The sequence below is a fragment of the Streptomyces sp. SAT1 genome (assembly GCF_001654495.1).
Lineage (GTDB): Bacteria > Actinomycetota > Actinomycetes > Streptomycetales > Streptomycetaceae > Streptomyces > Streptomyces andamanensis.
This window is the reverse complement of sequence record NZ_CP015849.1, coordinates 4,082,707-4,105,335: the sequence shown is the minus strand read 5'-3', so window position 1 is coordinate 4,105,335 and position 22,629 is coordinate 4,082,707. Positions and strand designations below refer to the sequence as shown.

The following is a 22,629-nucleotide window of genomic DNA, read 5'->3' as shown; positions in this document are numbered from 1 at the left end:
TGGGGTTGTTCGTGGTTTCAGAACCAACACAGTGGACGCGAGCAACTGAGGACAAGCCCTCGGCCTATTAGTACCGGTCACCTCCACACGTTACCGTGCTTCCAGATCCGGCCTATCAACCCAGTCGTCTACTGGGAGCCTTACCCCATCAAGTGGGTGGGAGTCCTCATCTCGAAGCAGGCTTCCCGCTTAGATGCTTTCAGCGGTTATCCCTCCCGAACGTAGCCAACCAGCCATGCCCTTGGCAGAACAACTGGCACACCAGAGGTTCGTCCGTCCCGGTCCTCTCGTACTAGGGACAGCCCTTCTCAAGACTCCTACGCGCACAGCGGATAGGGACCGAACTGTCTCACGACGTTCTAAACCCAGCTCGCGTACCGCTTTAATGGGCGAACAGCCCAACCCTTGGGACCGACTCCAGCCCCAGGATGCGACGAGCCGACATCGAGGTGCCAAACCATCCCGTCGATATGGACTCTTGGGGAAGATCAGCCTGTTATCCCCGGGGTACCTTTTATCCGTTGAGCGACGGCGCTTCCACAAGCCACCGCCGGATCACTAGTCCCGACTTTCGTCCCTGCTCGACCCGTCGGTCTCACAGTCAAGCTCCCTTGTGCACTTACACTCAACACCTGATTACCAACCAGGCTGAGGGAACCTTTGGGCGCCTCCGTTACCCTTTAGGAGGCAACCGCCCCAGTTAAACTACCCATCAGACACTGTCCCTGATCCGGATCACGGACCCAGGTTAGACATCCAGCACGACCAGACTGGTATTTCAACGACGACTCCACACACACTGGCGTGCACGCTTCAAAGTCTCCCAGCTATCCTACACAAGCCGAACCGAACACCAATATCAAACTGTAGTAAAGGTCCCGGGGTCTTTCCGTCCTGCTGCGCGAAACGAGCATCTTTACTCGTAGTGCAATTTCACCGGGCCTATGGTTGAGACAGTCGAGAAGTCGTTACGCCATTCGTGCAGGTCGGAACTTACCCGACAAGGAATTTCGCTACCTTAGGATGGTTATAGTTACCACCGCCGTTTACTGGCGCTTAAGTTCTCAGCTTCGCCCCACCGAAATGGAGCTAACCGGTCCCCTTAACGTTCCAGCACCGGGCAGGCGTCAGTCCGTATACATCGCCTTACGGCTTCGCACGGACCTGTGTTTTTAGTAAACAGTCGCTTCTCGCTGGTCTCTGCGGCCACCCCCAGCTCAGACCGTAAAGATCCTCACCAGACGTGGCCCCCCTTCTCCCGAAGTTACGGGGGCATTTTGCCGAGTTCCTTAACCATAGTTCACCCGAACGCCTCGGTATTCTCTACCTGACCACCTGAGTCGGTTTAGGGTACGGGCCGCCATGAAACTCGCTAGAGGCTTTTCTCGACAGCATAGGATCATCCACTTCACCACAATCGGCTCGGCATCAGGTCTCAGACACATGGCATGCGGATTTACCTACACACCGTCCTACACCCTTACCCCGGGACAACCACCGCCCGGGATGGACTACCTTCCTGCGTCACCCCATCACTCACCTACTAACCGCTCGGTTCAGCGGCTCCACCACTCCCCTCAACTCCGAAGAGATCAGGGCGGCTTCACGGCCTTAGCATCACGATGCTCGATGTTTGACGCTTCACAGCGGGTACCGGAATATCAACCGGTTATCCATCGACTACGCCTGTCGGCCTCGCCTTAGGTCCCGACTTACCCTGGGCAGATCAGCTTGACCCAGGAACCCTTAGTCAATCGGCGCACACGTTTCTCACGTGTGAATCGCTACTCATGCCTGCATTCTCACTCGTCAACCGTCCACGACTACCTTCCAGTGCCGCTTCACCCGGCAGACGACGCTCCCCTACCCATCCACACACCCGTTGGGGCTATTTATGTGAATGACACGACTTCGGCGGTACGCTTGAGCCCCGCTACATTGTCGGCGCGGAATCACTAGACCAGTGAGCTATTACGCACTCTTTCAAGGGTGGCTGCTTCTAAGCCAACCTCCTGGTTGTCTCTGCGACTCCACATCCTTTCCCACTTAGCGTACGCTTAGGGGCCTTAGTCGATGCTCTGGGCTGTTTCCCTCTCGACCATGGAGCTTATCCCCACAGTCTCACTGCCGCGCTCTCACTTACCGGCATTCGGAGTTTGGCTAAGGTCAGTAACCCGGTAGGGCCCATCGCCTATCCAGTGCTCTACCTCCGGCAAGAAACACACGACGCTGCACCTAAATGCATTTCGGGGAGAACCAGCTATCACGGAGTTTGATTGGCCTTTCACCCCTAACCACAGGTCATCCCCCAGGTTTTCAACCCTGGTGGGTTCGGTCCTCCACGAAGTCTTACCTCCGCTTCAACCTGCCCATGGCTAGATCACTCCGCTTCGGGTCTTGAGCGTGCTACTCCACCGCCCTGTTCGGACTCGCTTTCGCTACGGCTACCCCACAACGGGTTAACCTCGCAACACACCGCAAACTCGCAGGCTCATTCTTCAAAAGGCACGCAGTCACGAGATGCAGCAAGCTGCATCCGACGCTCCCACGGCTTGTAGGCACACGGTTTCAGGTACTATTTCACTCCCCTCCCGGGGTACTTTTCACCATTCCCTCACGGTACTATCCGCTATCGGTCACCAGGGAATATTTAGGCTTAGCGGGTGGTCCCGCCAGATTCACACGGGATTTCTCGGGCCCCGTGCTACTTGGGTGTCTCTCAAACGAGCCGCTAATGTTTCGACTACGGGGGTCTTACCCTCTACGCCGGACCTTTCGCATGTCCTTCGCCTACATCAACGGTTTCTCACTCGTCCCACGGCCGGCAGACCGTAGAAGAGAGATCCCACAACCCCGCATACGCAACCCCTGCCGGGTCTCACACGCATACGGTTTGGCCTCATCCGGTTTCGCTCGCCACTACTCCCGGAATCACGGTTGTTTTCTCTTCCTGCGGGTACTGAGATGTTTCACTTCCCCGCGTTCCCTCCACACTGCCTATGTGTTCAGCAGCGGGTGACAGCCCATGACGACTGCCGGGTTTCCCCATTCGGAAACCCCCGGATCAAAGCCTGGTTGACGACTCCCCGGGGACTATCGTGGCCTCCCACGTCCTTCATCGGTTCCTGGTGCCAAGGCATCCACCGTGCGCCCTTAAAAACTTGGCCACAGATGCTCGCGTCCACTGTGCAGTTCTCAAACAACGACCAACCACCCATCACCCCGGGACAACATCCCGAGTGCACTGGGGCCGGCAACCGAAGACAGACCTTACGGCCATGCCCTCAGACACCCAACAGCGTGCCCGACACAGACTCACCCTCGAACCCACGTTCCACGCCGAAGCAGTACTAGTGATCCTCAGAACCATCCGTGCCGAGTAGTCAACGTTCCACCCATGAGCTGACCATCGTCGATCATTCGCCGACGTAGTGGCTCTGAATGCCTTACGGCAGTTAGATGCTCCTTAGAAAGGAGGTGATCCAGCCGCACCTTCCGGTACGGCTACCTTGTTACGACTTCGTCCCAATCGCCAGTCCCACCTTCGACAGCTCCCTCCCACAAGGGGTTGGGCCACCGGCTTCGGGTGTTACCGACTTTCGTGACGTGACGGGCGGTGTGTACAAGGCCCGGGAACGTATTCACCGCAGCAATGCTGATCTGCGATTACTAGCGACTCCGACTTCATGGGGTCGAGTTGCAGACCCCAATCCGAACTGAGACCGGCTTTTTGAGATTCGCTCCACCTCACGGTATCGCAGCTCATTGTACCGGCCATTGTAGCACGTGTGCAGCCCAAGACATAAGGGGCATGATGACTTGACGTCGTCCCCACCTTCCTCCGAGTTGACCCCGGCGGTCTCCCGTGAGTCCCCAGCACCACAAGGGCCTGCTGGCAACACGGGACAAGGGTTGCGCTCGTTGCGGGACTTAACCCAACATCTCACGACACGAGCTGACGACAGCCATGCACCACCTGTACACCGACCACAAGGGGGACCCTGTCTCCAGAGTTTTCCGGTGTATGTCAAGCCTTGGTAAGGTTCTTCGCGTTGCGTCGAATTAAGCCACATGCTCCGCCGCTTGTGCGGGCCCCCGTCAATTCCTTTGAGTTTTAGCCTTGCGGCCGTACTCCCCAGGCGGGGCACTTAATGCGTTAGCTGCGGCACGGACGACGTGGAATGTCGCCCACACCTAGTGCCCACCGTTTACGGCGTGGACTACCAGGGTATCTAATCCTGTTCGCTCCCCACGCTTTCGCTCCTCAGCGTCAGTATCGGCCCAGAGATCCGCCTTCGCCACCGGTGTTCCTCCTGATATCTGCGCATTTCACCGCTACACCAGGAATTCCGATCTCCCCTACCGAACTCTAGCCTGCCCGTATCGACTGCAGACCCGGGGTTAAGCCCCGGGCTTTCACAACCGACGTGACAAGCCGCCTACGAGCTCTTTACGCCCAATAATTCCGGACAACGCTTGCGCCCTACGTATTACCGCGGCTGCTGGCACGTAGTTAGCCGGCGCTTCTTCTGCAGGTACCGTCACTCTCGCTTCTTCCCTGCTGAAAGAGGTTTACAACCCGAAGGCCGTCATCCCTCACGCGGCGTCGCTGCATCAGGCTTTCGCCCATTGTGCAATATTCCCCACTGCTGCCTCCCGTAGGAGTCTGGGCCGTGTCTCAGTCCCAGTGTGGCCGGTCGCCCTCTCAGGCCGGCTACCCGTCGTCGCCTTGGTGAGCCACTACCTCACCAACAAGCTGATAGGCCGCGGGCTCATCCTGCACCGCCGGAGCTTTACAGTCTCCAAGATGCCTTGGAGACTCGTATCCGGTATTAGACCCCGTTTCCAGGGCTTGTCCCAGAGTGCAGGGCAGATTGCCCACGTGTTACTCACCCGTTCGCCACTAATCCCCACCGAAGTGGTTCATCGTTCGACTTGCATGTGTTAAGCACGCCGCCAGCGTTCGTCCTGAGCCAGGATCAAACTCTCCGTGAATGCTTCCCCGTAATCGGGGCGACACCACGAGAGCGGAACCAAGGGGAAGGAATGTTCCCCCGGTTCACAGCGTCCTCGCTGTGTTTTCTTCAAAGGAACCTCGTCCCGACCATGACGGCCGGAGACGGGGTATCAACATATCTGGCGTTGACTTTTGGCACGCTGTTGAGTTCTCAAGGAACGGACGCTTCCTTTGTACTCACCCTCTCGGGCTTTCCTCCGGGCGCTTCCCTTCGGTCTTGCGTTTCCGACTCTATCAGATCTTTTTCCGATCCGATTTCCTCGGTGCTTTCCAGGTTCCCGCTTCCGCGTTTCCCTTTCCGGCGGTTCCGACTCTATCAGATCTTTTCTCGACCTGACCCCCAGTCAGCGGGGTCCGTCTTCCCGGCCGTTGGGCCGTTCCGACGAGTGAGACTTTAGCGGATTCCGTGCTCCCGAGCGAATCGGGGGCCTGCGTTCTCGTGAACGCGGATTCCTCATTCCGTGAATACACATGGCAATGCACGACGCCAGACAGACGTAAAACGACTGTCGCCGTGTAGTGATGAGTACCTGCGGAGTGGCTGCCCGGGGACCGACCGGAGTCGGCTCTCACGTCGGACAACTCGAAGTACCTTACGGATCCCCGGGCGGCGTGTCAACCATGGCTGGGGCGGGCGGCGGAGGCGTACGCTGACGGGCATGACGACGCGTACGTACAACCAGCAGTGGTGGTCCGCCTGACGGCGGCCCTGCTCACGTACGCAGACAACGGCCGCCGCCTCGGCGGCCGTTCTCGTTTCCCCTCCAGGACTCCGGGGGCCGGCCCGCAGGGACGGCGGCCTCCACCGGAGAGGGAACAGAGATGACAAGGGTCTTCAGCGGGGTCAAGCCGACCGGGCACCTGACGCTCGGGAACTACCTGGGCGCCCTGCGGCAGTGGGCCGAGACCGACCAGCACCGGGCGGACTCCCTGTTCTGCGTGGTGGACCTGCACGCCCTGACCGTGGACCACGACCCCGCCCGGGTGCGCAGACTCAGCAGGCAGGCCGCGACGCTGCTGCTGGCGGCCGGCCTCGATCCCGAGCGGTGCACGGTGTTCGTGCAGAGCCATGTGGACGAGCACGCCCGGCTGTCCTACCTGCTGGAGTGTGTGGCCACCGACGGCGAGATGCGCCGGATGATCCAGTACAAGGAGAAGTCCGCGCGCGAGCAGGTGCGCGGCGGCAGCGTCCGGCTGTCCCTGCTGACGTATCCCGCGCTGATGGCGGCGGACATCCTCGCGTACGACACGGACGAGGTGCCGGTCGGCGAGGACCAGACGCAGCACGTGGAGCTGGCCCGGGACCTGGCGGTGCGGTTCAACCACCGGTACGGGCAGACGTTCACGGTGCCGAAGGCGACTCCGCCGAAGGTGGCGGCGCGGGTGATGAACCTCCAGGACCCGACGTCGAAGATGGGGAAGTCCGACGACACCGGGCCGGGCATCGTCTATCTGCTGGACGAGCCGGAGGTCGTACGGAAGAAGGTCATGCGCGCGGTGACCGACAGCGGGCAGGACGTCGTCCACGACCGCGCGGCGCGGCCCGGCGTCACCAACCTGCTGGAGATCCTGGCCGCCTGCGCGGGCGGGGACCCGGAGGCCCTGGCCGCGGCGTACTCGTCGTACGGCGCGCTGAAGAAGGACACAGCGGAGGCCGTGGTGGAGACCCTCAGGCCGGTGCAGGAGCGGCACCGGGAGCTGTGCGCCGACCCCGGGTACCTGGAGCAGGTGCTGCGGGCGGGCGCGGACAAGGCCCGGACGATGGCGCGGCCGACGGTCGACGCGGCGTACCGGGCCATCGGGCTGCTGCCCGCCTGACGGCGGGCACGCGGCGGGCGGCGGGTCAGCTGTTGCCGGAGGCCAGTTCGCGGCTGCGGTCGCGGGCGGCCTCCAGCGCGGCGATCAGCGCGGCGCGCACCCCGTGGTTCTCCAGCTCGCGGATGGCGTTGATCGTCGTCCCGGCCGGCGAGGTGACGTTCTCGCGGAGTTTCACGGGGTGCTCGCCGCTGTCGCGGAGCATCACGGCCGCGCCGATGGCGGACTGCACGATCAGCTCGTGCGCCTTGTCGCGGGGCAGGCCGAGCAGGATGCCCGCGTCGGTCATGGCCTCGACCAGGTAGAAGAAGTACGCCGGGCCCGAACCGGAGAGCGCGGTGCAGGCGTCCTGCTGCGACTCGGGGACGCGGAGCGTCTTGCCGACGGCGCCGAAGATCTCCTCGGCGTGGCTGAGGTGCCCGGCGGTGGCGTGCGTGCCGGCGGAGATGACGGACATGGCCTCGTCCACCAGGGCCGGGGTGTTCGTCATGACGCGCACGACCGGGGTGCCCGGGGTCAGCCGCTCCTCGAAGAAGGAGGTGGGGATCCCGGCCGCGCCGCTGATGACCAGCCGGCCCGCGGGCAGGTGCGGGGCGAGCTCGTCGAGCAGGGTGCCCATGTCCTGCGGCTTGACCGTGAGGATCAGGGTGTCGGCGGTCTTCGCCGCCTCGGCGTTGGTGACCGGGGTGACGCCGTGGCGGGCGCGGAGTTCCTCGGCGCGCTCGGGCCGGCGGGCGGTGACCAGGAGGTCGGCGGGCGCCCAGCCGGCCCGGATCATTCCGCTGAGCAGGGCTTCGCCGATCTTGCCGGTGCCGAGGACTGCGACTTTCTGGCTCATGGGGCTCATCCTCGCACCGGCGGTCCGGGATGCGGGGTGTTGTCCGGCTGGCGGGACATGCCCGCGGGCGGCGGTGCGGCCGGGCGCGCGGGCGGGTCAGTCGTTGGTGGCGACCAGGAGGAGGACGTCGTAGGTCTCCTCGACGATGCCGTCCGGGAAGACCTCCAGCAGATGGGCGCGCTCCTGGGCGAAGAAGTCGGCGCGGCGGTCCTCGGGGCAGACGAGGAAGAACGAGTGGCTGCCGATGTTGGCCAGGTGGGTGTCGAGCGGGATCCGACGGCTCCAGCGCACCGTGCGGCGGGTGAGGCGGAGGCGGCCGGTGGGGTCGGCCAGTTCGGTGCGGGCGGCGCGCTGTTTCTCGGCGGGGATGTCGACGCCGAAGAAGCGTCCGGTCCGGCGGCTCGCCTCCGCTATCCAGTCGATGTCGAGGGCGTCGGTGTTCCACCACAGGGCGAGGGAGCCGCCGGGGCGCAGGACGCGCAGCGCTTCGGGGACCGAGCGGGCCGGGTCGGTCCAGTGCCAGGCCTGGGCGTAGGTGATCAGGTCGGCCGAGGCGTCGGCCAGCGGCAGGGCGTTGCCGTTGCCGCGCACGATCGGGATGCCGGGGTGGCCGGCGCGGAACTGGGCGGCCATGCCGTCACCGGGTTCGACGGCCAGGACCTGGGCGCCGCGCTCGTGCAGCAGGGCCGTCGAGATGCCCGTACCGGCGCCGACGTCGGCGACACGGGCACCGGCGAGCGGGCGGCCCGCGAGTTCCTCGACGGTGTCGAACAGGGCCGGCGGGTAGGAGGGGCGGTTGGCCGCGTACTGGGCGGCGGCCGCGTCGAAGGAGCGTGCGCGGACGGCGTGGGCGGCGGGGTCCGGGGCGGGCGGCGGGGAGACGGTCATGGACCCATGGTCGTCCAGGCGGTCGCCGGGCGGGCGGGATTTTCCCGGCGGTTTGCGCGGGGCGTGCGCCCTCTCTGGCAGGGACCGTGCGGGCCGGGCGGGTGGCGGGGGCCGCGGAGGCGCGGCGGGCGGGCGCCGCCGGTCAGCCGCGGCGCTTCTTCTTCGAGGGGTTGCCCGTGCGCCGGGTGCTGCGGCGTTCGTACTGCTCGCGGGCCTGCTCGTACTCCTTGCGGTGCAGGCCCTCGCCGGGGGCCTCGGTCAGGGAGCGGAAGAAGTACGCGAGGAGGGAGCCGACGAAGCCGACGGCGAGCAGGCCGCGCAGGGAGGACTGGCGCTCGGGGTCGGGACGGGTGCTGAAGCCGCCCCAGGTGTGGCCGAAGGCGAGCGCGCTGCACACGGCGAACATGATGACGACCAGCAGGCTGACGAAGGCGCCCGAGTCCGCGATCTGGATGCCCTCGTAGGCGAGGCGGAGCACGAAGCAGGCCGCTGCCGCCGCCAGCAGCGAACCGGCGGCGACCCCGGCGCGGCGCAGCGCGTAGCCGTTGTCGTGCCGCACCCAGGTCGTGCCGAAGAAGCGCAGGGGCTCGGGGCGCGGCCCGGCGGTGCCGGTGGCCGTGGGGCCCGCGGGGGTGTCCGGGGTGCCGTTCTCGTCGCTCACGCCACGATTATGGCGCCCCGGGGGCCGCGGGCTCCGGGCGGGCTCAGGAGCAGCGCGGGGCGATGTAGCCGTCGGCGCCGGTGTAGATGTAGGCGTCGGAGACGAACTCGCCGTTGTCGATGTTGTCCCAGATGCTCGACGTCCCGTACGGGCCCGAGACCTTGGTGCCGGGCGACTGGCAGTGCACCGGGACCTTGGCGCCGACCGGCAGGGTGCGTACGACCGGGTATCCGGTGCCGGGGCCGCTGCGGACGTTCAGGGCGACGCCGGGTGCGACGGAGTAGTAGCGCAGGGCGGCGGCGTGGGCCGCGACCTGCTGCTCCTTCTCGCCGCCCGCGGCTGTGCCGGTGCCGCCGGCCGTCTCCTCGGCATGGTCGACCGTCATGAAAGGACCTCCCCCGTCGTGCCCCGCGGCATGACCGCCGCGGAGGTGTTCGTTCCCCTGGGCCGCGCGGTGGGACAGGTGTGCGCGACTCGCACGCGAACGCTAGCAAGCCGCCTCAGTCCCGTTCGAGTCATCGACTAGGGTCGGTGCGTCGCGCGCGCGGACGAACAGCACGGGGGTGGTCCATGTCGCCACAGCGCAACATCGGAGCGGGCGCGGAAGCGGAACTTCCGGAATATGCCGGGCACTATCGGCTCGAAGCGCGCCTGGGCTCCGGTGGCATGGGGGTGGTGCACCTGGCCCGGAGCACCTCGGGGCTGCGGCTCGCGGTGAAGGTGGTGCACGCGGAGTTCGCCCGGGATCCGGAGTTCAGGGGGCGTTTCCGGCAGGAGGTGGCGGCGGCCCGCCGGGTCAGCGGTGCCTTCACCGCATCGGTCGTGGATGCCGATCCGGAGGCCGGGCGGCCCTGGATGGCGACCTTGTTCATCCCGGGCCCCACGCTCGCCGAGGAGGTCAAGCGGAACGGACCGATGGCTCCGGCACGGTTGCGCAGGCTGACGGCCGGGCTCGCCGAGGCGCTGCGTGACATCCACCGGGTGGGGGTCGTGCACCGCGATCTCAAGCCGAGCAACGTGCTGCTCGCCGAGGACGGCCCGAAGGTCATCGACTTCGGTATCTCGCGCCCCAAGGACAGCGAACTGCGGACCGAGACCGGCAAGCTGATCGGTACGCCGCCGTTCATGGCGCCCGAGCAGTTCCGGCGCCCGCGCGAGGTGGGACCGGCCGCCGACATCTTCACGCTCGGGTCGGTGCTGGTGCACGCGGCGACGGGCCGCGGTCCCTTCGACTCCGACAGCCCGTACGTGGTGGCGTACCAGGTGGTGCACGACGAGCCGGATCTGACCGGTGTGCCGGAGGATCTGGCCCCGCTGGTCCGGCGCTGCCTGGCCAAGGAGCCGGAGGACCGGCCGACCCCGGACGAGCTGATGCGCGAGCTGCGGTCGGTGGCGGCCTCGTACGACACGCAGTTGTTCGTGCCGGGGCAGCGGGCGGGCGCGCAGGGTGCCGCCGGGCCGGAGCCGGAACCAGAACCGGAACCAGCAACGGATTCCACACCGGACCTCGCGCCGGACCCCGCGCCGACGGCGGATCCGGCCGGGCCCGAGCCCGCGGACGGCGCCGCCGGGAAGCCGGTGCGGCGCGCCGGACGGGGGCCGGGCCGGTGGATGGGCAGGCGGCTGGGCAGGCGGCTGGCGCTGGCGGCGGGGGTGTGCGTCCTGGTCGTGGGCTCCGCGCTGACGGCGGTGGAGCTGCTGGGCGGCGGCGGGGAGGCCGCGCACCGGGACGACGCGCCGCGCACCGCCTCGGCGGCGTTCGCCGGGTGGCAGGCGCGGCCGGTGGCGCAGGGCGGCGGCGTGCCGCACTGCGTGTCCGCGGCCGGGCGGGTGGTGTGCGCGGAGCCGGGGCTGGTGTTCGCGCTCGCCCCGGCGGACGGCTCGGTGCTGTGGCGGCGCCCGGCCGCGGCCGCGCCGGTCACCGGCGCTCCGGTGGCGGCGGGCGGTCTGGTGGTGGCGCCGGCCGGCCGGGACGGGGTGCTGCGGGCGCTGGACCCGGCCACGGGCGAGGTGCGCTGGCAGCGGGACGCGTCGGCGTACCGGGGGATGCGGTTCGCGGGGGACATGCTGCTGCTGACCGCCGCGGACGGCACGGTGACCGGGGTGGACGCCGGTTCCGGCGCGACCCGGTGGAGCAGGCGGGTGCCCGGCCTCGGCCTGCCGTACTTCACCTCGTTCGCCGGGGATCCGCTGGCGTACGCGACGGGTCCTGGCGACGGCGGGAAGGGCACCCGGGTGACGGCGGTCGACCCCCGTACGGGCGCCGTGCGCTGGCAGGCGCGGCTCGCGGGGACACTGCGGCCGTTCGGCTCCTCGGGCGCGTCCCTGTTCCTCCAGTCGGTCGACGGGGTCTACGGCGACACGCGCGCGGTGGTCCGCTACTCCCCCGGTCCGGGCACGACCCGCGAGGTGGCGCTGTCGGTCCCGCTCCAGCAGGCGCACGCCACGGTGCGCGGGAACGTGGTCCAGCTGCTGTCCGCGGGAGGTTCGCTGGTGGCCGTCGATCTGGCGGCCGGGCGGCAGCTGTGGTCCCTGGAGACGTCGGTGAGCCGGGGTTCGGCGCCGGTCGCGGACGCGCGGCACGTGTACGTGCTGTCGGCGGACGGGCGGCTGCTGGCCGTGGACGCGCGCAGCGGCGCGCTGGTCGGCCAGACACCGGCACGGCTCGGCGCGGGCGGGGACCGGGTGGCCTCCTCGGTCCCGGATCCGGTGCCGGTGGCCGGGCATGTGTGCGGGGGCGCGCCGGACGGCACGGTCTTCGCGGTGGACGCGCGGGATCCGTCCGCCTGGTGACGTACGTACGCCCCGGAGGTCCGCCGACGGCGCGCGGCCTCCCGGCGGCAGGCGCGAGGGGCCGCCCCGGACGGGACGGCCCCTCGGTGTGTTCCGCGGGTCAGCCGAGCTTCGAGACGTCCCGGACGGCGCCCTTGTCGGCGCTGGTGGCCATCGCGGCGTAGGCGCGCAGGGCGGCCGTCACCTTGCGGTCGCGGTTCCTCGGGGCGTACGCCCCGCCGAGTGCCTGCTCGCGGCGGGCCAGCTCCGCGTCGTCCACCAGGAGCTCGATGGAGCGGCCGGGGATGTCGATGCGGATGCGGTCGCCGTCCTCGACCAGCGCGATGGTGCCGCCGGAGGCCGCCTCGGGGGAGGCGTGCCCGATGGACAGGCCGGAGGTGCCGCCGGAGAAGCGGCCGTCGGTGATCAGCGCGCAGGCCTTGCCCAGACCGCGGCCCTTCAGGTACGAGGTCGGGTAGAGCATCTCCTGCATGCCGGGGCCGCCCTTGGGGCCCTCGTAGCGGATGACGACGACGTCACCGGCCGTGACCCGCTGGGTGAGGATCTTCTCGACGGCCTCCTCCTGCGACTCGCAGACGACGGCCGGGCCCTCGAAGGTCCAGATCGACTCGTCGACGCCCGCGGTCTTGACCACGCAGCCGTCCACGGCGAGGTTGCCGCGCAGGACCGCGAGGCCGCCGTCCTTGGAGTAGGCGTGTTCGGCGGAGCGGATGCAGCCGCCCTCGGCGTCGGTGTCCAGCGCCTCCCAGCGCTCGGACTGGGAGAACGCCTCGGCGGAACGGACGCAGCCGGGCGCCGCGTGCCACAGCTCGACGGCCTCGGGCGAGGGCGAGCCGCCGCGCACGTCCCAGGTCTTGAGCCAGTCCGCCAGGGAGGGGCTGTGCACGGCGTGCACGTCCTCGTTGAGCAGTCCGGCCCGGTGCAGCTCGCCGAGCAGGGCGGGGATGCCGCCGGCGCGGTGCACGTCCTCCATGTAGTACGTGCGGTCCTTGGCGACGTTCGGGGCGACCTTGGCCAGGCAGGGGACGCGGCGGGAGACGGCGTCGATCTGCTCCAGGCCGAACTCGACGCCCGCCTCCTGGGCGGCGGCCAGCAGGTGCAGGATCGTGTTGGTGGAGCCGCCCATGGCGATGTCGAGGGCCATGGCGTTCTCGAAGGCCGCGAAGGTGGCGACGTTGCGCGGCAGGACCGTCTCGTCGTCCTGGTCGTAGTAGCGGCGGGTGATGTCCATGACCGTGCGGGCGGCGTCCTCGTACAGGGCGCGGCGGGCGGTGTGGGTGGCCAGGACCGAGCCGTTGCCCGGCAGGGAGAGGCCGATGGCCTCGGTCAGGCAGTTCATCGAGTTGGCGGTGAACATGCCGGAACAGCTGCCGCAGGTCGGACAGGCGTTCTCCTCGATACGGAGGATGTCCTCGTCGGAGATCTTGTCGTTGGCGGCGTCGGCGATGGCGTCGATCAGGTCGAGGGTGCGCACGGTGCCGTCGACCAGCGTGGCGCGGCCGGCCTCCATGGGGCCGCCGGAGACGAAGACCGTCGGGATGTTCAGCCGCAGCGCGGCCATCAGCATGCCCGGGGTGATCTTGTCGCAGTTGGAGATGCAGACCAGGGCGTCCGCGCAGTGCGCCTCGACCATGTACTCGACGCTGTCGGCGATCAGGTCGCGCGAGGGCAGCGAGTACAGCATGCCGCCGTGACCCATGGCGATGCCGTCGTCGACGGCGATGGTGTTGAACTCACGCGGGATGCCGCCGGCCTCGCGGACCGCCTCGCTGACGATCCGGCCGACCGGGGCCAGGTGGGTGTGGCCGGGCACGAACTCGGTGAAGCTGTTGGCGATGGCGATGATCGGCTTCCGGCCGATGTCCGCACCGGGTACACCGGAGGCGCGCATAAGGGCGCGGGCGCCCGCCATGTTGCGGCCGTGGGTGACTGTGCGGGACCTCAGCTCGGGCATCGTCGCTCGCTCCTTCAAAGGGTTCTGCCGCTGGTGGCGCCGGTGCGTCCGGATGCCTGCGGCGGGCAGAGTTCTGACTCCGTCGAGCGTACGCCGGTCATCCACGGGCCGGGACGCCCTGTCCGGAATACGGGACGGCCGTCTCGGGCCGGTGCCCGGCCGGGGGTGCGGCGCGGGAGCCGTCAGCGCCCGCGCAGGCGTGCCGACGAGGCCAGGTGCAGGCGGGTGAAGGCCAGGGCCTCGGCGAGGTCGGCCTCACGTTCGGCGCCGGACATCGCGCGGCGGGTGTTGACCTCGATGACCACATGGCCGTCGAAGCCGGAGCCGGCGAGGCGTTCCAGCAGCGCGGCGCAGGGCTGTCCGCCGCGGCCCGGCACCAGGTGCTCGTCCTTGGCCGAACCCCTGCCGTCGGCGAGATGGACGTGGCCGAGGCGGTCGCCCATGCGGTCCACCATGGCGAGGGCGTCGGTGCGGGCCGTCGCCGCGTGGCTGAGGTCGATCGTGAAGTGGCGGTAGTCGTCCTTGGTGACGTCCCAGTCGGGCGCGTAGGCGAGCATCTCGCGGTCGCGGTAGCGCCAGGGGTACATGTTCTCCACCGCGAAGCGCACGTCCGTCTCGTCCGCCATCCGCCAGATCCCCGAGACGAAGCCACGGGCGTACTGGCGCTGCCAGCGGAACGGCGGGTGTACGACGACGGTGCTCGCCCCGAGCCGCTCGGCCGCCGACCGGGCGCGCTGGAGCTTGACCCAGGGGTCGGTGGACCACACCCGCTGGGTGATCAGCAGACAGGGGGCGTGCACGGCCAGGATCGGTATGCCGTGGTGGTCGCTGAGGCGGCGCAGCGCGTCGATGTCCTGGCTGACCGGGTCGGTCCACACCATGACCTCGACGCCGTCGTAGCCGAGGCGCGCGGCGATCTCGAAGGCCGTCGCCGTCGACTCCGGGTACACGGAGGCCGTCGACAGGGCGACCTTCGCATCCGGGATGCGCACGACGGGTTCCACCACGAGGGACAGGTTACGGGGTGCCGGGGGCGCTCCAGGGCCTGCGCCCGCCCGTCGTGGCCGGTCTCACTCCCCGCCCGCGTACGCCCCGCGGGTACGGCTACGCCGTTCCCATGTGGTCCAGGCGCCGCAGGATGACTCCCTCGCGCAGGGCCCAGGGGCAGATCTCCAGCCGCTCCACGCCGAAGAGGTCCATCACACCCTCGGCGACCAGGGCACCGGCGAGCAGCTGGCCCGCGCGGTCCTCGGAGACGCCCGGCAGCTCGGCGCGCTCACCGGCCGTCATCGCGGCCAGCCGCGGCACCCATGCCTCCAGGGACTCGCGCTTCAGCTCGCGCTGCACGTACAGGCCCTCGGCGGAGCGGGCGGCCCCGGCGATCCGGGCCAGCTGCCGGAACGTCTTGGAGGTGGCGACCACATGGTCCGGGGCGCCGAAGCGGCTGAACTCGCCGACCGTCCGCGCTATCTCCGTACGGACATGGCGGCGCAGCGCCCTGACGGCCTCCGGGTCCGGCGGGTCGCCGGGCAGCCAGCCGGCGGTGAGCCGGCCCGCGCCGAGCGGCAGCGAGACGGCGGCGTCGGGTTCCTCGTCGATGCCGAAGGCGATCTCCAGGGAGCCGCCGCCGATGTCCAGGACCAGCAGCTTGCCCGCCGACCAGCCGAACCAGCGGCGGGCGGCGAGGAAGGTGAGCCGGGCCTCCTCGGCGCCGCTGAGCACCTGGAGCCGTACGCCCGTCTCGGCCTGCACGCGCGCGAGGACGTCGTCGGCGTTGTTCGACTCGCGCACCGCCGACGTCGCGAACGGCAGCAGGTCCTCCACGCCCTTGTCCTCGGCGGCCTGGAGCGCGTCCCTGACCACGGCCACCAGCCGCTCCACGCCCTCGGCCCCGATCGCGCCGCCCTCGTCGAGCAGCTGGGCCAGGCGCAGCTCCACCTTGTGCGAGTACGCGGGCAGCGGGCGCGCGCCCGGGTGCGCGTCGACCACCAGCAGATGCACCGTGTTCGAACCCACGTCGAGGACACCGAGTCTCATGTACGGAAACGCTACTGCCACCGGGCGCGTGGTCCGGCCCTGACCCGGATTCCCGGCACCTCCCGGAGCGCACCGGGCGCGGGCCGGGCGCGGCGGCTCCGGGTGCCCGGACGCGGCGGCCCCGGGTGCGGGGCCGGGCGACTTACCCTGGACGCGTGCCAAAGACGAAAAAGGCGAAGACCGGAGCCCCGGCGGGCCCGCAGCCGGACGAGAAAGGGCTCGACTTCGCGCGCGCGTGGGTGGAGTTCCCGGACCCGGCGGACGACGAGCAGGTCTTCCGCTGCGATCTGACCTGGCTGACCTCCCGCTGGAACTGCATCTTCGGCAGCGGCTGCCAGGGCATCCAGGAGGGCCGCGCCGAGGACGGCTGCTGCACGCTGGGCGCGCACTTCTCCGACGAGGAGGACGAGCAGCGGGTCGCCGGGCACGTGGCCCGGCTCACCCCGGACATCTGGCAGAACCACGCCGAGGGCACGGAGAACGGCTGGGTGTCCGAGGACGAGGAGGGCTCTCGGCAGACCCGTCCCTTCCAGGGCTCGTGCATCTTCCAGAACCGGCCCGGATTCTCCGGCGGCATGGGCTGCTCGCTGCACATCCTGGCGCTCCGGGAGGGCCGTGAGCCGCTGGAGACCAAGCCGGACGTGTGCTGGCAGCTGCCGGTCCGGCGGACCTTCGAGTGGGTCGACCGCCCGGACGACACACGCGTGCTCCAGGTGTCGATCGGCGAGTACGACCGCAGGGGCTGGGGTCCGGGCGGCCACGACCTGCACTGGTGGTGCACCTCGGCGACGTCGGCGCACGGCGCGGGCGACCCCGTCTACGTCTCCTACCGGGCCGAGCTGACCGAGCTGATGGGCAAGGCGGGCTACGACCGGCTGGTCGAGCTGTGCGAGGAGCGGCTCGCCTCGCGGCTGCCGCTGCTGGCCGCGCACCCGGCGGACCGCCGGGACTGAGCCGGGGCGGGGCTGGGGCGGGGCCGGGACAGGAGCGGGACAGGACAGGACTGAGCCGGGACGGGACCGGAACGGACCCGGCCGGGGCGGGTCCCTTCCGGAGATCCGTCGCCCTTGTGGTGCTCAGCCGCCCTTGGGGCCCGGTGTGCCGTCGCCGCCGGTGGGCGCGGGCGAGTCGCCCGGGTCGGACGGGGACGATCCGGTGGGCGGCGGGGTGGAGGGGCCCGACGAGGGCGGATCCGTCGTGGGCGGGCCCGAGGGGTCCGCTGTGCCCGTGGGATCCGGTGTGGGGCTGTGCGAACCGTCGCCCGGTGCCGGGCCCGCGGTACGGGTCGGCCGGGGGACGGTGGGGCTCGGGGCCCGGCCGTGGCCGGAGATGAAGACCACCGCTCCCGCCGGGGTGATCTCCACGCGCGCGTTCCAGGGCCCGGAGGGCTCGCGCAGATGGTCGACGTACACCTTGACCGTGATCGACGCGCCCGGCTCCAGCGTCCCCGAGGAGCGGCTGAAGTACAGCCAGGACGCCTGCGTGGACACGATCCAGCGGACCGGCTCCGGGCCGGAGGCGGTGAGCGTGACGAGGGTCGTGTCGGCGGGGCCCGAGGCGGCGGTCACGGTCAGCGCGCCGTTCGCGCCCTGGGCGTCGCCCGCGCCCGTGTCGCCCAGCACCTCCACCGAGACGTCGGGCCCCGCGCCGCCGGACGGCCCGCCGGGGCGCGTCCGGGCGCTGCCGGTGTTCTCGTAGCCGCCGGTGTCCTCCCCGGCCAGGGCACCTGAGTCGTGCCCCTCGCGCGCGGTGGCGGACGGACCGTCCCGGCCCTCGCCGGTCGGGGTGCCCCGGTAGGCCGCCCACAGGGCCAGCACCGGCGCGGCCACCACGGTGGCGACGACCGTCGTCGTGACCGCACGCGCGCGCAGGCGCTCCCTGCGGGCCGCGCGGTCCTTGGGGTCCATCGGGAATCCGCGCCGGTCCAGGCGCGGCGCGGCGCCCCGCGCGCGCGAGTGGTGCGCCATGGCCAGGCCCAGGGCCGTACGGGGCGCGGCCAGCACGGGCAGCGCGGCCGGGGTGACGCTGGCGCCGGGCCAGCGCGCGGGGTGCGCGCGCTCGGCGGTGCGGCGGCAGCGCGGGCAGTCGTCGACGTGCCGGACGAGTTCGCGGCGCAGGGCGGTGCCGAGGACGAGCCTGCCGTCGCCGGTGAGCGCGGCGACACCGGGGCAGCCGCCGGCCTCGGCGACGGCGAGCGCCGCGCGGGTGCGCTCCACCTCGCAGGCCGCGGCGGCGAGCAGTTCGCGGGCGGCGGCGGTGCTCAGACCGAGCACGGCGGCGGTCTCGTGGCCGCTCAGGTGGTGGCGCACGGCCAGCTCCAGCGCCTCGCGCTGCTCGGGGGTGGTGCCGGCCGCCTCCGGCCAGGCCAGCAGGGCCAGTTCGCGGCGCCGCTGCTCCTGGACGTCCGCCGGGACGGGCACCGCCGCGCCCGGCCCGGGGCGGTGCCGGGACCCGCCGGGGCGGCCCGCGGCATGGCCCGCCCGGCGTCTGAGCCGGGCCTCGGCCAGCTCGCGCAGACAGGCCCAGCGGGCCAGCGCGTACAGCCACGCCCGGTACTCGGCCGGATCCTGCGGCAGGCGCGGCGCGCGCCGCTCGGCGAAGGCCAGCGCGTCCCCCAGCGCGGCGGTCGCCGCGTCGTGGTCGCACAGCACGGACAGGCAGTAGGTGAACAGGCCGTCGAGGTGGGGGTCGTAGGCGGCGGGCGGGTGCTGCGCCAGGGTGCGCGCGGCAGCGCGGTCGCGCGCCTCGCGCGCCTCGCGGTCCGCCCGGTGCTCACCGGTCGTACGGCTCGTACGGGTCGAGGTCTCCGGACTGCTGCTCATCACCTGTGCGACCGTAGGCGGCGGAGGTTCGTCCGTTCTTCCCTGTTGCGCACTTTTAATCCGTACGGGTGAAACGATCCCTCATACGGGGACGGGCACCGGTGGCTCCTCCCTTCGGGCGCGTGTGTTCGATGCCGTTCGAGCCGGTGGCCGTGCGGACGCCCGCGCTGTCAGTGGCTGCGGCTACGGTCTTACGCATGGCTGCCCGTACGAAGACCACCAAGGACCGTCCGTCCTACCGCTGCACCGAGTGCGGCTGGCAGACGGCGAAGTGGCTCGGCCGCTGCCCCGAGTGCCAGGCGTGGGGCACGGTCGAGGAGTACGGCACGCCCGCGGTGCGTACGACCTCGCCGGGCCGGGTCACCACCTCCGCCCTGCCCATCGGCCAGGTCGACGGGCGGCAGGCGACGGCCCGCACCACCGGCGTGCCCGAGCTGGACCGGGTGCTGGGCGGGGGTCTCGTGCCCGGCGCCGTGGTCCTGCTCGCCGGTGAGCCCGGCGTCGGCAAGTCCACGCTGCTGCTGGACGTGGCCGCCAAGGCGGCGAGCGACGAGCACCGCACGCTGTACGTCACGGGCGAGGAGTCGGCGAGCCAGGTGCGGCTGCGCGCCGACCGCATCGGCGCCCTGGACGACCATCTCTACCTGGCCGCCGAGACCGATCTGGCCGCCGTCCTGGGGCACCTGGACGCGGTGAAGCCCTCGCTGCTGATCATGGACTCGGTGCAGACGGTGGCCTCCCCGGAGATCGACGGCGCCCCCGGCGGCATGGCGCAGGTCCGCGAGGTGGCCGGGGCGCTGATCCGCGCCTCCAAGGAGCGCGGCATGTCCACCCTGCTGGTCGGCCATGTCACCAAGGACGGCGCGATCGCCGGCCCGCGCCTGCTGGAGCACCTGGTGGACGTGGTGCTGCACTTCGAGGGCGACCGGCACGCGCGCCTGCGCCTGGTCCGCGGCGTCAAGAACCGCTACGGCGCCACCGACGAGGTCGGCTGCTTCGAGCTGCACGACGAGGGCATCACCGGCCTCGCCGATCCCAGCGGACTGTTCCTGACCCGCCGTGCCGAGCCGGTGCCAGGCACCTGCCTGACCGTCACCCTGGAGGGCCGCCGCCCGCTGGTCGCCGAGGTCCAGGCGCTCACCGTGGACTCCCAGATCCCCTCCCCGCGGCGCACCACGTCGGGCCTGGAGACCTCCCGGGTGTCGATGATGCTGGCCGTGCTGGAGCAGCGCGGGAGGATCAGCGCGCTGGGCAAGCGGGACATCTACTCGGCGACGGTCGGCGGCGTGAAGCTGTCCGAGCCCGCCGCCGACCTCGCCATCGCGCTCGCGCTGGCCTCGGCCGCGAGCGACACCCCGCTGCCGAAGAACCTGGTCGCGATCGGCGAGGTGGGCCTCGCGGGCGAGGTCAGACGGGTCACGGGCGTGCAGCGCCGGCTCTCCGAGGCGCACCGCCTGGGATTCACGCACGCGCTCGTACCGGGCGATCCGGGCAAGGTGCCGCCCGGGATGAAGGTCCTCGAAGTGGCCGACATGGGGGACGCGCTGCGGGTCCTGCCGCGCTCGCGTCGCCGAGAGGCCCCGCGGGAGCCGGAGGACCGCCGGTAGACTTTGCGCTGGTCCCGCCCGCCCGTCCGGCACGACGTACGCACCGAGTGCGGCGGCGGGGGCGCCCGAAGACCTGCGACCGGAGGAGTGCAGTGGCAGCCAACGACCGGGCAGCAGCTCCCGGAAAGTCCGGTGGGAGCTCCGGCGCCGATGGCCTGATGCGCGCCTCACTGAGCGCCGTGGCACCCGGCACGGCGCTGCGGGACGGACTCGAGCGGGTCCTGCGCGGCAACACCGGCGGTCTGATCGTGCTCGGCTCCGACAAGACCGTGGAGACGATGTGCACGGGCGGTTTCGTGCTGGACGTCGAGTTCACGGCGACCCGGCTGCGGGAGCTGTGCAAGCTGGACGGCGGCATCGTGCTGTCCTCGGACCTGTCGAAGATCCTGCGGGCGGGCGTGCAGCTCGTCCCGGACCCGACGATCCCCACCGAGGAGACCGGCACCCGGCACCGCACGGCGGACCGGGTCAGCAAGCAGGTCGGCTTCCCGGTGGTCTCGGTCTCCCAGTCGATGCGCCTGATCGCCCTGTACGTCGACGGCCAGCGCCGCGTCCTGGAGGACTCGGCGGCGATCCTCTCCCGCGCCAACCAGGCCCTGGCCACGCTGGAGCGCTACAAGCTGCGCCTGGACGAGGTCGCGGGCACCCTGTCGGCGCTGGAGATCGAGGACCTGGTCACGGTCCGGGACGTCTCCGCGGTCGCGCAGCGCCTGGAGATGGTCCGCCGCATCGCCACCGAGATCGCCGAGTACGTGGTGGAGCTGGGCACCGACGGCCGACTGCTGGCGCTCCAGCTCGACGAGCTGATCGCGGGCGTGGAGCCCGAGCGCGAGCTGGTCGTCCGGGACTATGTGCCCGAGCCCACGGCCAAGCGCTCCCGTACGGTCGAGGAGGCCCTCGCCGAGCTGGACAAGCTCTCGCACGCGGAGCTGCTGGAGATGTCCACCGTCGCCCGCGCCCTCGGCTACACCGGTTCGCCCGAGACCCTGGACTCGGCGGTCTCCCCGCGCGGCTTCCGGCTGCTGGCCAAGGTCCCCCGGCTGCCCGGCGCCATCATCGACCGCCTGGTCGAGCACTTCGGCGGCCTCCAGAAGCTGCTCGCCGCGAGCGTCGACGACCTCCAGACGGTGGACGGCGTGGGCGAGGCCCGCGCCCGCAGCGTCCGCGAGGGGCTGTCGCGGCTGGCGGAGTCGTCGATCCTGGAGCGGTACGTCTAGGACCTGTCCCAGAAGCTCCCCTGCCGGAGCGGGCCGGTCGCCCGGCTCAGTCCGCCGACAGCACGAACGACGTCTGGAGCTTGCCGTAGCCCGGCACCTTCGCCTCCACCAGATACGTCTTGCCGAGGGCGGCGGAGCCGGAGGGCGGGGTCGCGCACTGCGGGGCGCTCGGCCTGCGGTCCCAGCGCACGGTCGAGGTGATGCCGCTGCCGGCCGGCACCCGGTACAGCAGGCTGCCGGCGGTCTTCGGGCAGTCGGCCGAGGACCAGTAGCCGCCGTCGCCACCGGCCTGGCTGACCGTCAGGACCGCTGTCCTCGGGCCGAGATCGACCTTGCAGTCGCTGCCGGAGGTGTTCTTCGCGATCAGCTCGAAGGCGGGTGTCTCGGTGGGCCCGTAGGAGTTGCGCACACTGCGCAGGCTCAGCCTCACCGCGGAGGCGGTGCAGTCGGGCAGCGTGCTCCCGGCGGGCAGCACCGCGCCCGCACCGCCGCCGCCCGTGGAGCCGCCCTTGCCGTCGTCGCCCGCGGACGTGCCCGCGCCGGAGCCTCCCGCGCCCGCGCCGCCGCTGCCGCCCGCCGAGGCGCCGCTCCCGCCGGAGTCACCGCCGCCGGACTCGTCGCGTCCGCCGGGGTGTTGGCTGATCGCGGGTCCGGACTGGGACGGTCCCGGCTCGATGGCCGAGGGGGTGGGGTTCTTGCCGTTGGCCGCGCCCCCGGCGTCCTTGTGGCCCCCGCCTCCGCCGCCCGAGGTGACGATCCAGATGACCAGCAGGGCCAACAGGGCGGCCACGGACACCAGGACGACCCTCCGTCGCCAGTAGATGGAGGAGGGAAGCGGCCCGACCGGATTGCGCAGAGATCCCACGCCCCAACCCTACGAGAGATCCCGCGCTTCCCCCGACCCACCCGCCGCGCCGGACGCAACTTTTCCGGATCATCATTTCAACAACGCCCGCCCCGCAGGCCCGCCTTGCGGGCCC

At 70.3% G+C, this 22,629-nt stretch carries 14 protein-coding genes and 2 rRNA genes; 5 read left to right on the top strand and 11 right to left on the bottom strand.

Annotation, left to right across the window (positions count from 1 at the left end; genetic code table 11):
- Positions 1 to 47: 47 nt before the first annotated feature.
- Both A8713_RS17675 and A8713_RS17670 read right to left on the bottom strand, forming a co-directional pair.
- Positions 48 to 3,167, bottom strand: a 23S ribosomal RNA gene (locus A8713_RS17675).
- A gap of 303 nt (positions 3,168 to 3,470) precedes the next feature.
- A 16S ribosomal RNA gene (locus A8713_RS17670) occupies positions 3,471 to 4,995 on the bottom strand.
- The 16S and 23S rRNA genes sit together here, the layout of an rRNA operon.
- A gap of 844 nt (positions 4,996 to 5,839) precedes the next feature.
- On the opposite strand from A8713_RS17670, the gene trpS reads away from it, so the two are divergent.
- Positions 5,840 to 6,835 (top strand): tryptophan--tRNA ligase, encoded by a 996-nt coding sequence (gene trpS, locus A8713_RS17660; protein WP_064534446.1) that lies wholly within the window; start codon positions 5,840 to 5,842, stop codon positions 6,833 to 6,835.
- A 25-nt stretch (positions 6,836 to 6,860) separates the two neighbouring features.
- Here the strand turns inward: trpS and proC are convergent, their stop codons facing one another.
- The 4 genes from proC to A8713_RS17640 all read right to left on the bottom strand — a co-directional run bounded on the left by proC (position 6,861) and on the right by A8713_RS17640 (position 9,604).
- Positions 6,861 to 7,670, bottom strand: a complete 810-nt coding sequence (gene proC, locus A8713_RS17655) for a pyrroline-5-carboxylate reductase (RefSeq protein WP_064534445.1) — start codon at positions 7,668 to 7,670, stop codon at positions 6,861 to 6,863.
- Positions 7,671 to 7,766: 96 nt separating this feature from the next.
- A complete protein-coding gene (locus A8713_RS17650; RefSeq protein ID WP_064534444.1) occupies positions 7,767 to 8,558 on the bottom strand; it encodes a class I SAM-dependent methyltransferase in 792 nt (263 codons plus the stop codon).
- A gap of 142 nt (positions 8,559 to 8,700) precedes the next feature.
- Positions 8,701 to 9,219 (bottom strand): hypothetical protein, encoded by a 519-nt coding sequence (locus A8713_RS17645; protein WP_064534443.1) that lies wholly within the window; start codon positions 9,217 to 9,219, stop codon positions 8,701 to 8,703.
- A 43-nt stretch (positions 9,220 to 9,262) separates the two neighbouring features.
- A complete protein-coding gene (locus A8713_RS17640) occupies positions 9,263 to 9,604 on the bottom strand; it encodes an SH3 domain-containing protein (RefSeq protein WP_064534442.1) in 342 nt (113 codons plus the stop codon).
- 185 nt (positions 9,605 to 9,789) lie between these two features.
- Here A8713_RS17640 and A8713_RS17635 point away from each other — a divergent pair, with 185 nt between their 5' ends.
- The gene (locus A8713_RS17635) at positions 9,790 to 12,012 is read left to right on the top strand and encodes a serine/threonine-protein kinase (protein WP_064534441.1); all 2,223 of its coding nucleotides are present in this window, start codon (positions 9,790 to 9,792) and stop codon (positions 12,010 to 12,012) included.
- A 100-nt stretch (positions 12,013 to 12,112) separates the two neighbouring features.
- Here the strand turns inward: A8713_RS17635 and ilvD are convergent, their stop codons facing one another.
- The 3 genes from ilvD to A8713_RS17620 form a co-directional block, all read right to left on the bottom strand.
- Positions 12,113 to 13,966 carry a dihydroxy-acid dehydratase gene (gene ilvD / locus A8713_RS17630; protein WP_064534440.1) on the bottom strand — a complete coding sequence of 618 codons (1,854 nt, stop codon included), beginning with the start codon at positions 13,964 to 13,966 and terminating at the stop codon, positions 12,113 to 12,115.
- 182 nt (positions 13,967 to 14,148) lie between these two features.
- A complete protein-coding gene (locus A8713_RS17625) occupies positions 14,149 to 14,973 on the bottom strand; it encodes a sugar phosphate isomerase/epimerase family protein (protein ID WP_064534439.1) in 825 nt (274 codons plus the stop codon).
- A gap of 97 nt (positions 14,974 to 15,070) precedes the next feature.
- Positions 15,071 to 16,003 carry a Ppx/GppA phosphatase family protein gene (locus A8713_RS17620; RefSeq protein ID WP_064534438.1) on the bottom strand — a complete coding sequence of 311 codons (933 nt, stop codon included), beginning with the start codon at positions 16,001 to 16,003 and terminating at the stop codon, positions 15,071 to 15,073.
- Positions 16,004 to 16,158: 155 nt separating this feature from the next.
- On the opposite strand from A8713_RS17620, the gene A8713_RS17615 reads away from it, so the two are divergent.
- Positions 16,159 to 16,956, top strand: a complete 798-nt coding sequence (locus tag A8713_RS17615; RefSeq protein ID WP_064534437.1) for a hypothetical protein — start codon at positions 16,159 to 16,161, stop codon at positions 16,954 to 16,956.
- A 123-nt stretch (positions 16,957 to 17,079) separates the two neighbouring features.
- On the opposite strand, the gene A8713_RS17610 is transcribed toward A8713_RS17615, so the two are convergent.
- Entirely contained in the window at positions 17,080 to 18,825 is a 1,746-nt protein-coding gene (locus A8713_RS17610; protein WP_064534436.1) for a BACON domain-containing protein, read from the bottom strand.
- A gap of 197 nt (positions 18,826 to 19,022) precedes the next feature.
- On the opposite strand from A8713_RS17610, the gene radA reads away from it, so the two are divergent.
- The gene (gene radA, locus A8713_RS17605; protein WP_064534435.1) at positions 19,023 to 20,432 is read left to right on the top strand and encodes a DNA repair protein RadA; all 1,410 of its coding nucleotides are present in this window, start codon (positions 19,023 to 19,025) and stop codon (positions 20,430 to 20,432) included.
- Positions 20,433 to 20,524: 92 nt separating this feature from the next.
- The gene (gene disA, locus A8713_RS17600) at positions 20,525 to 21,649 is read left to right on the top strand and encodes a DNA integrity scanning diadenylate cyclase DisA (protein WP_026252689.1); all 1,125 of its coding nucleotides are present in this window, start codon (positions 20,525 to 20,527) and stop codon (positions 21,647 to 21,649) included.
- A gap of 46 nt (positions 21,650 to 21,695) precedes the next feature.
- Here disA and A8713_RS17595 read toward each other — a convergent pair whose 3' ends face one another.
- Complete coding sequence (locus A8713_RS17595; protein ID WP_079159025.1) at positions 21,696 to 22,514, bottom strand: hypothetical protein; 819 nt, start codon at positions 22,512 to 22,514, stop codon at positions 21,696 to 21,698.
- Between the last annotated feature and the right edge of the window lie 115 nt (positions 22,515 to 22,629).

Bases quoted from the DNA above. Each gene is read 5' to 3' on its own strand.
- proC (WP_064534445.1), bottom strand. From the start codon at position 7,670: ATGAGCCAGAAAGTCGCAGTCCTCGGCACCGGCAAGATCGGCGAAGCC.
- A8713_RS17620 (WP_064534438.1), bottom strand. From the start codon at position 16,003: ATGAGACTCGGTGTCCTCGACGTGGGTTCGAACACGGTGCATCTGCTG.
- A8713_RS17635 (WP_064534441.1), top strand. From the start codon at position 9,790: ATGTCGCCACAGCGCAACATCGGAGCGGGCGCGGAAGCGGAACTTCCG.
- radA (WP_064534435.1), top strand. From the start codon at position 19,023: ATGGCTGCCCGTACGAAGACCACCAAGGACCGTCCGTCCTACCGCTGC.
- A8713_RS17640 (WP_064534442.1), bottom strand. From the start codon at position 9,604: ATGACGGTCGACCATGCCGAGGAGACGGCCGGCGGCACCGGCACAGCC.
- A8713_RS17650 (WP_064534444.1), bottom strand. From the start codon at position 8,558: ATGACCGTCTCCCCGCCGCCCGCCCCGGACCCCGCCGCCCACGCCGTC.
- ilvD (WP_064534440.1), bottom strand. From the start codon at position 13,966: ATGCCCGAGCTGAGGTCCCGCACAGTCACCCACGGCCGCAACATGGCG.
- trpS (WP_064534446.1), top strand. From the start codon at position 5,840: ATGACAAGGGTCTTCAGCGGGGTCAAGCCGACCGGGCACCTGACGCTC.
- A8713_RS17610 (WP_064534436.1), bottom strand. From the start codon at position 18,825: ATGAGCAGCAGTCCGGAGACCTCGACCCGTACGAGCCGTACGACCGGT.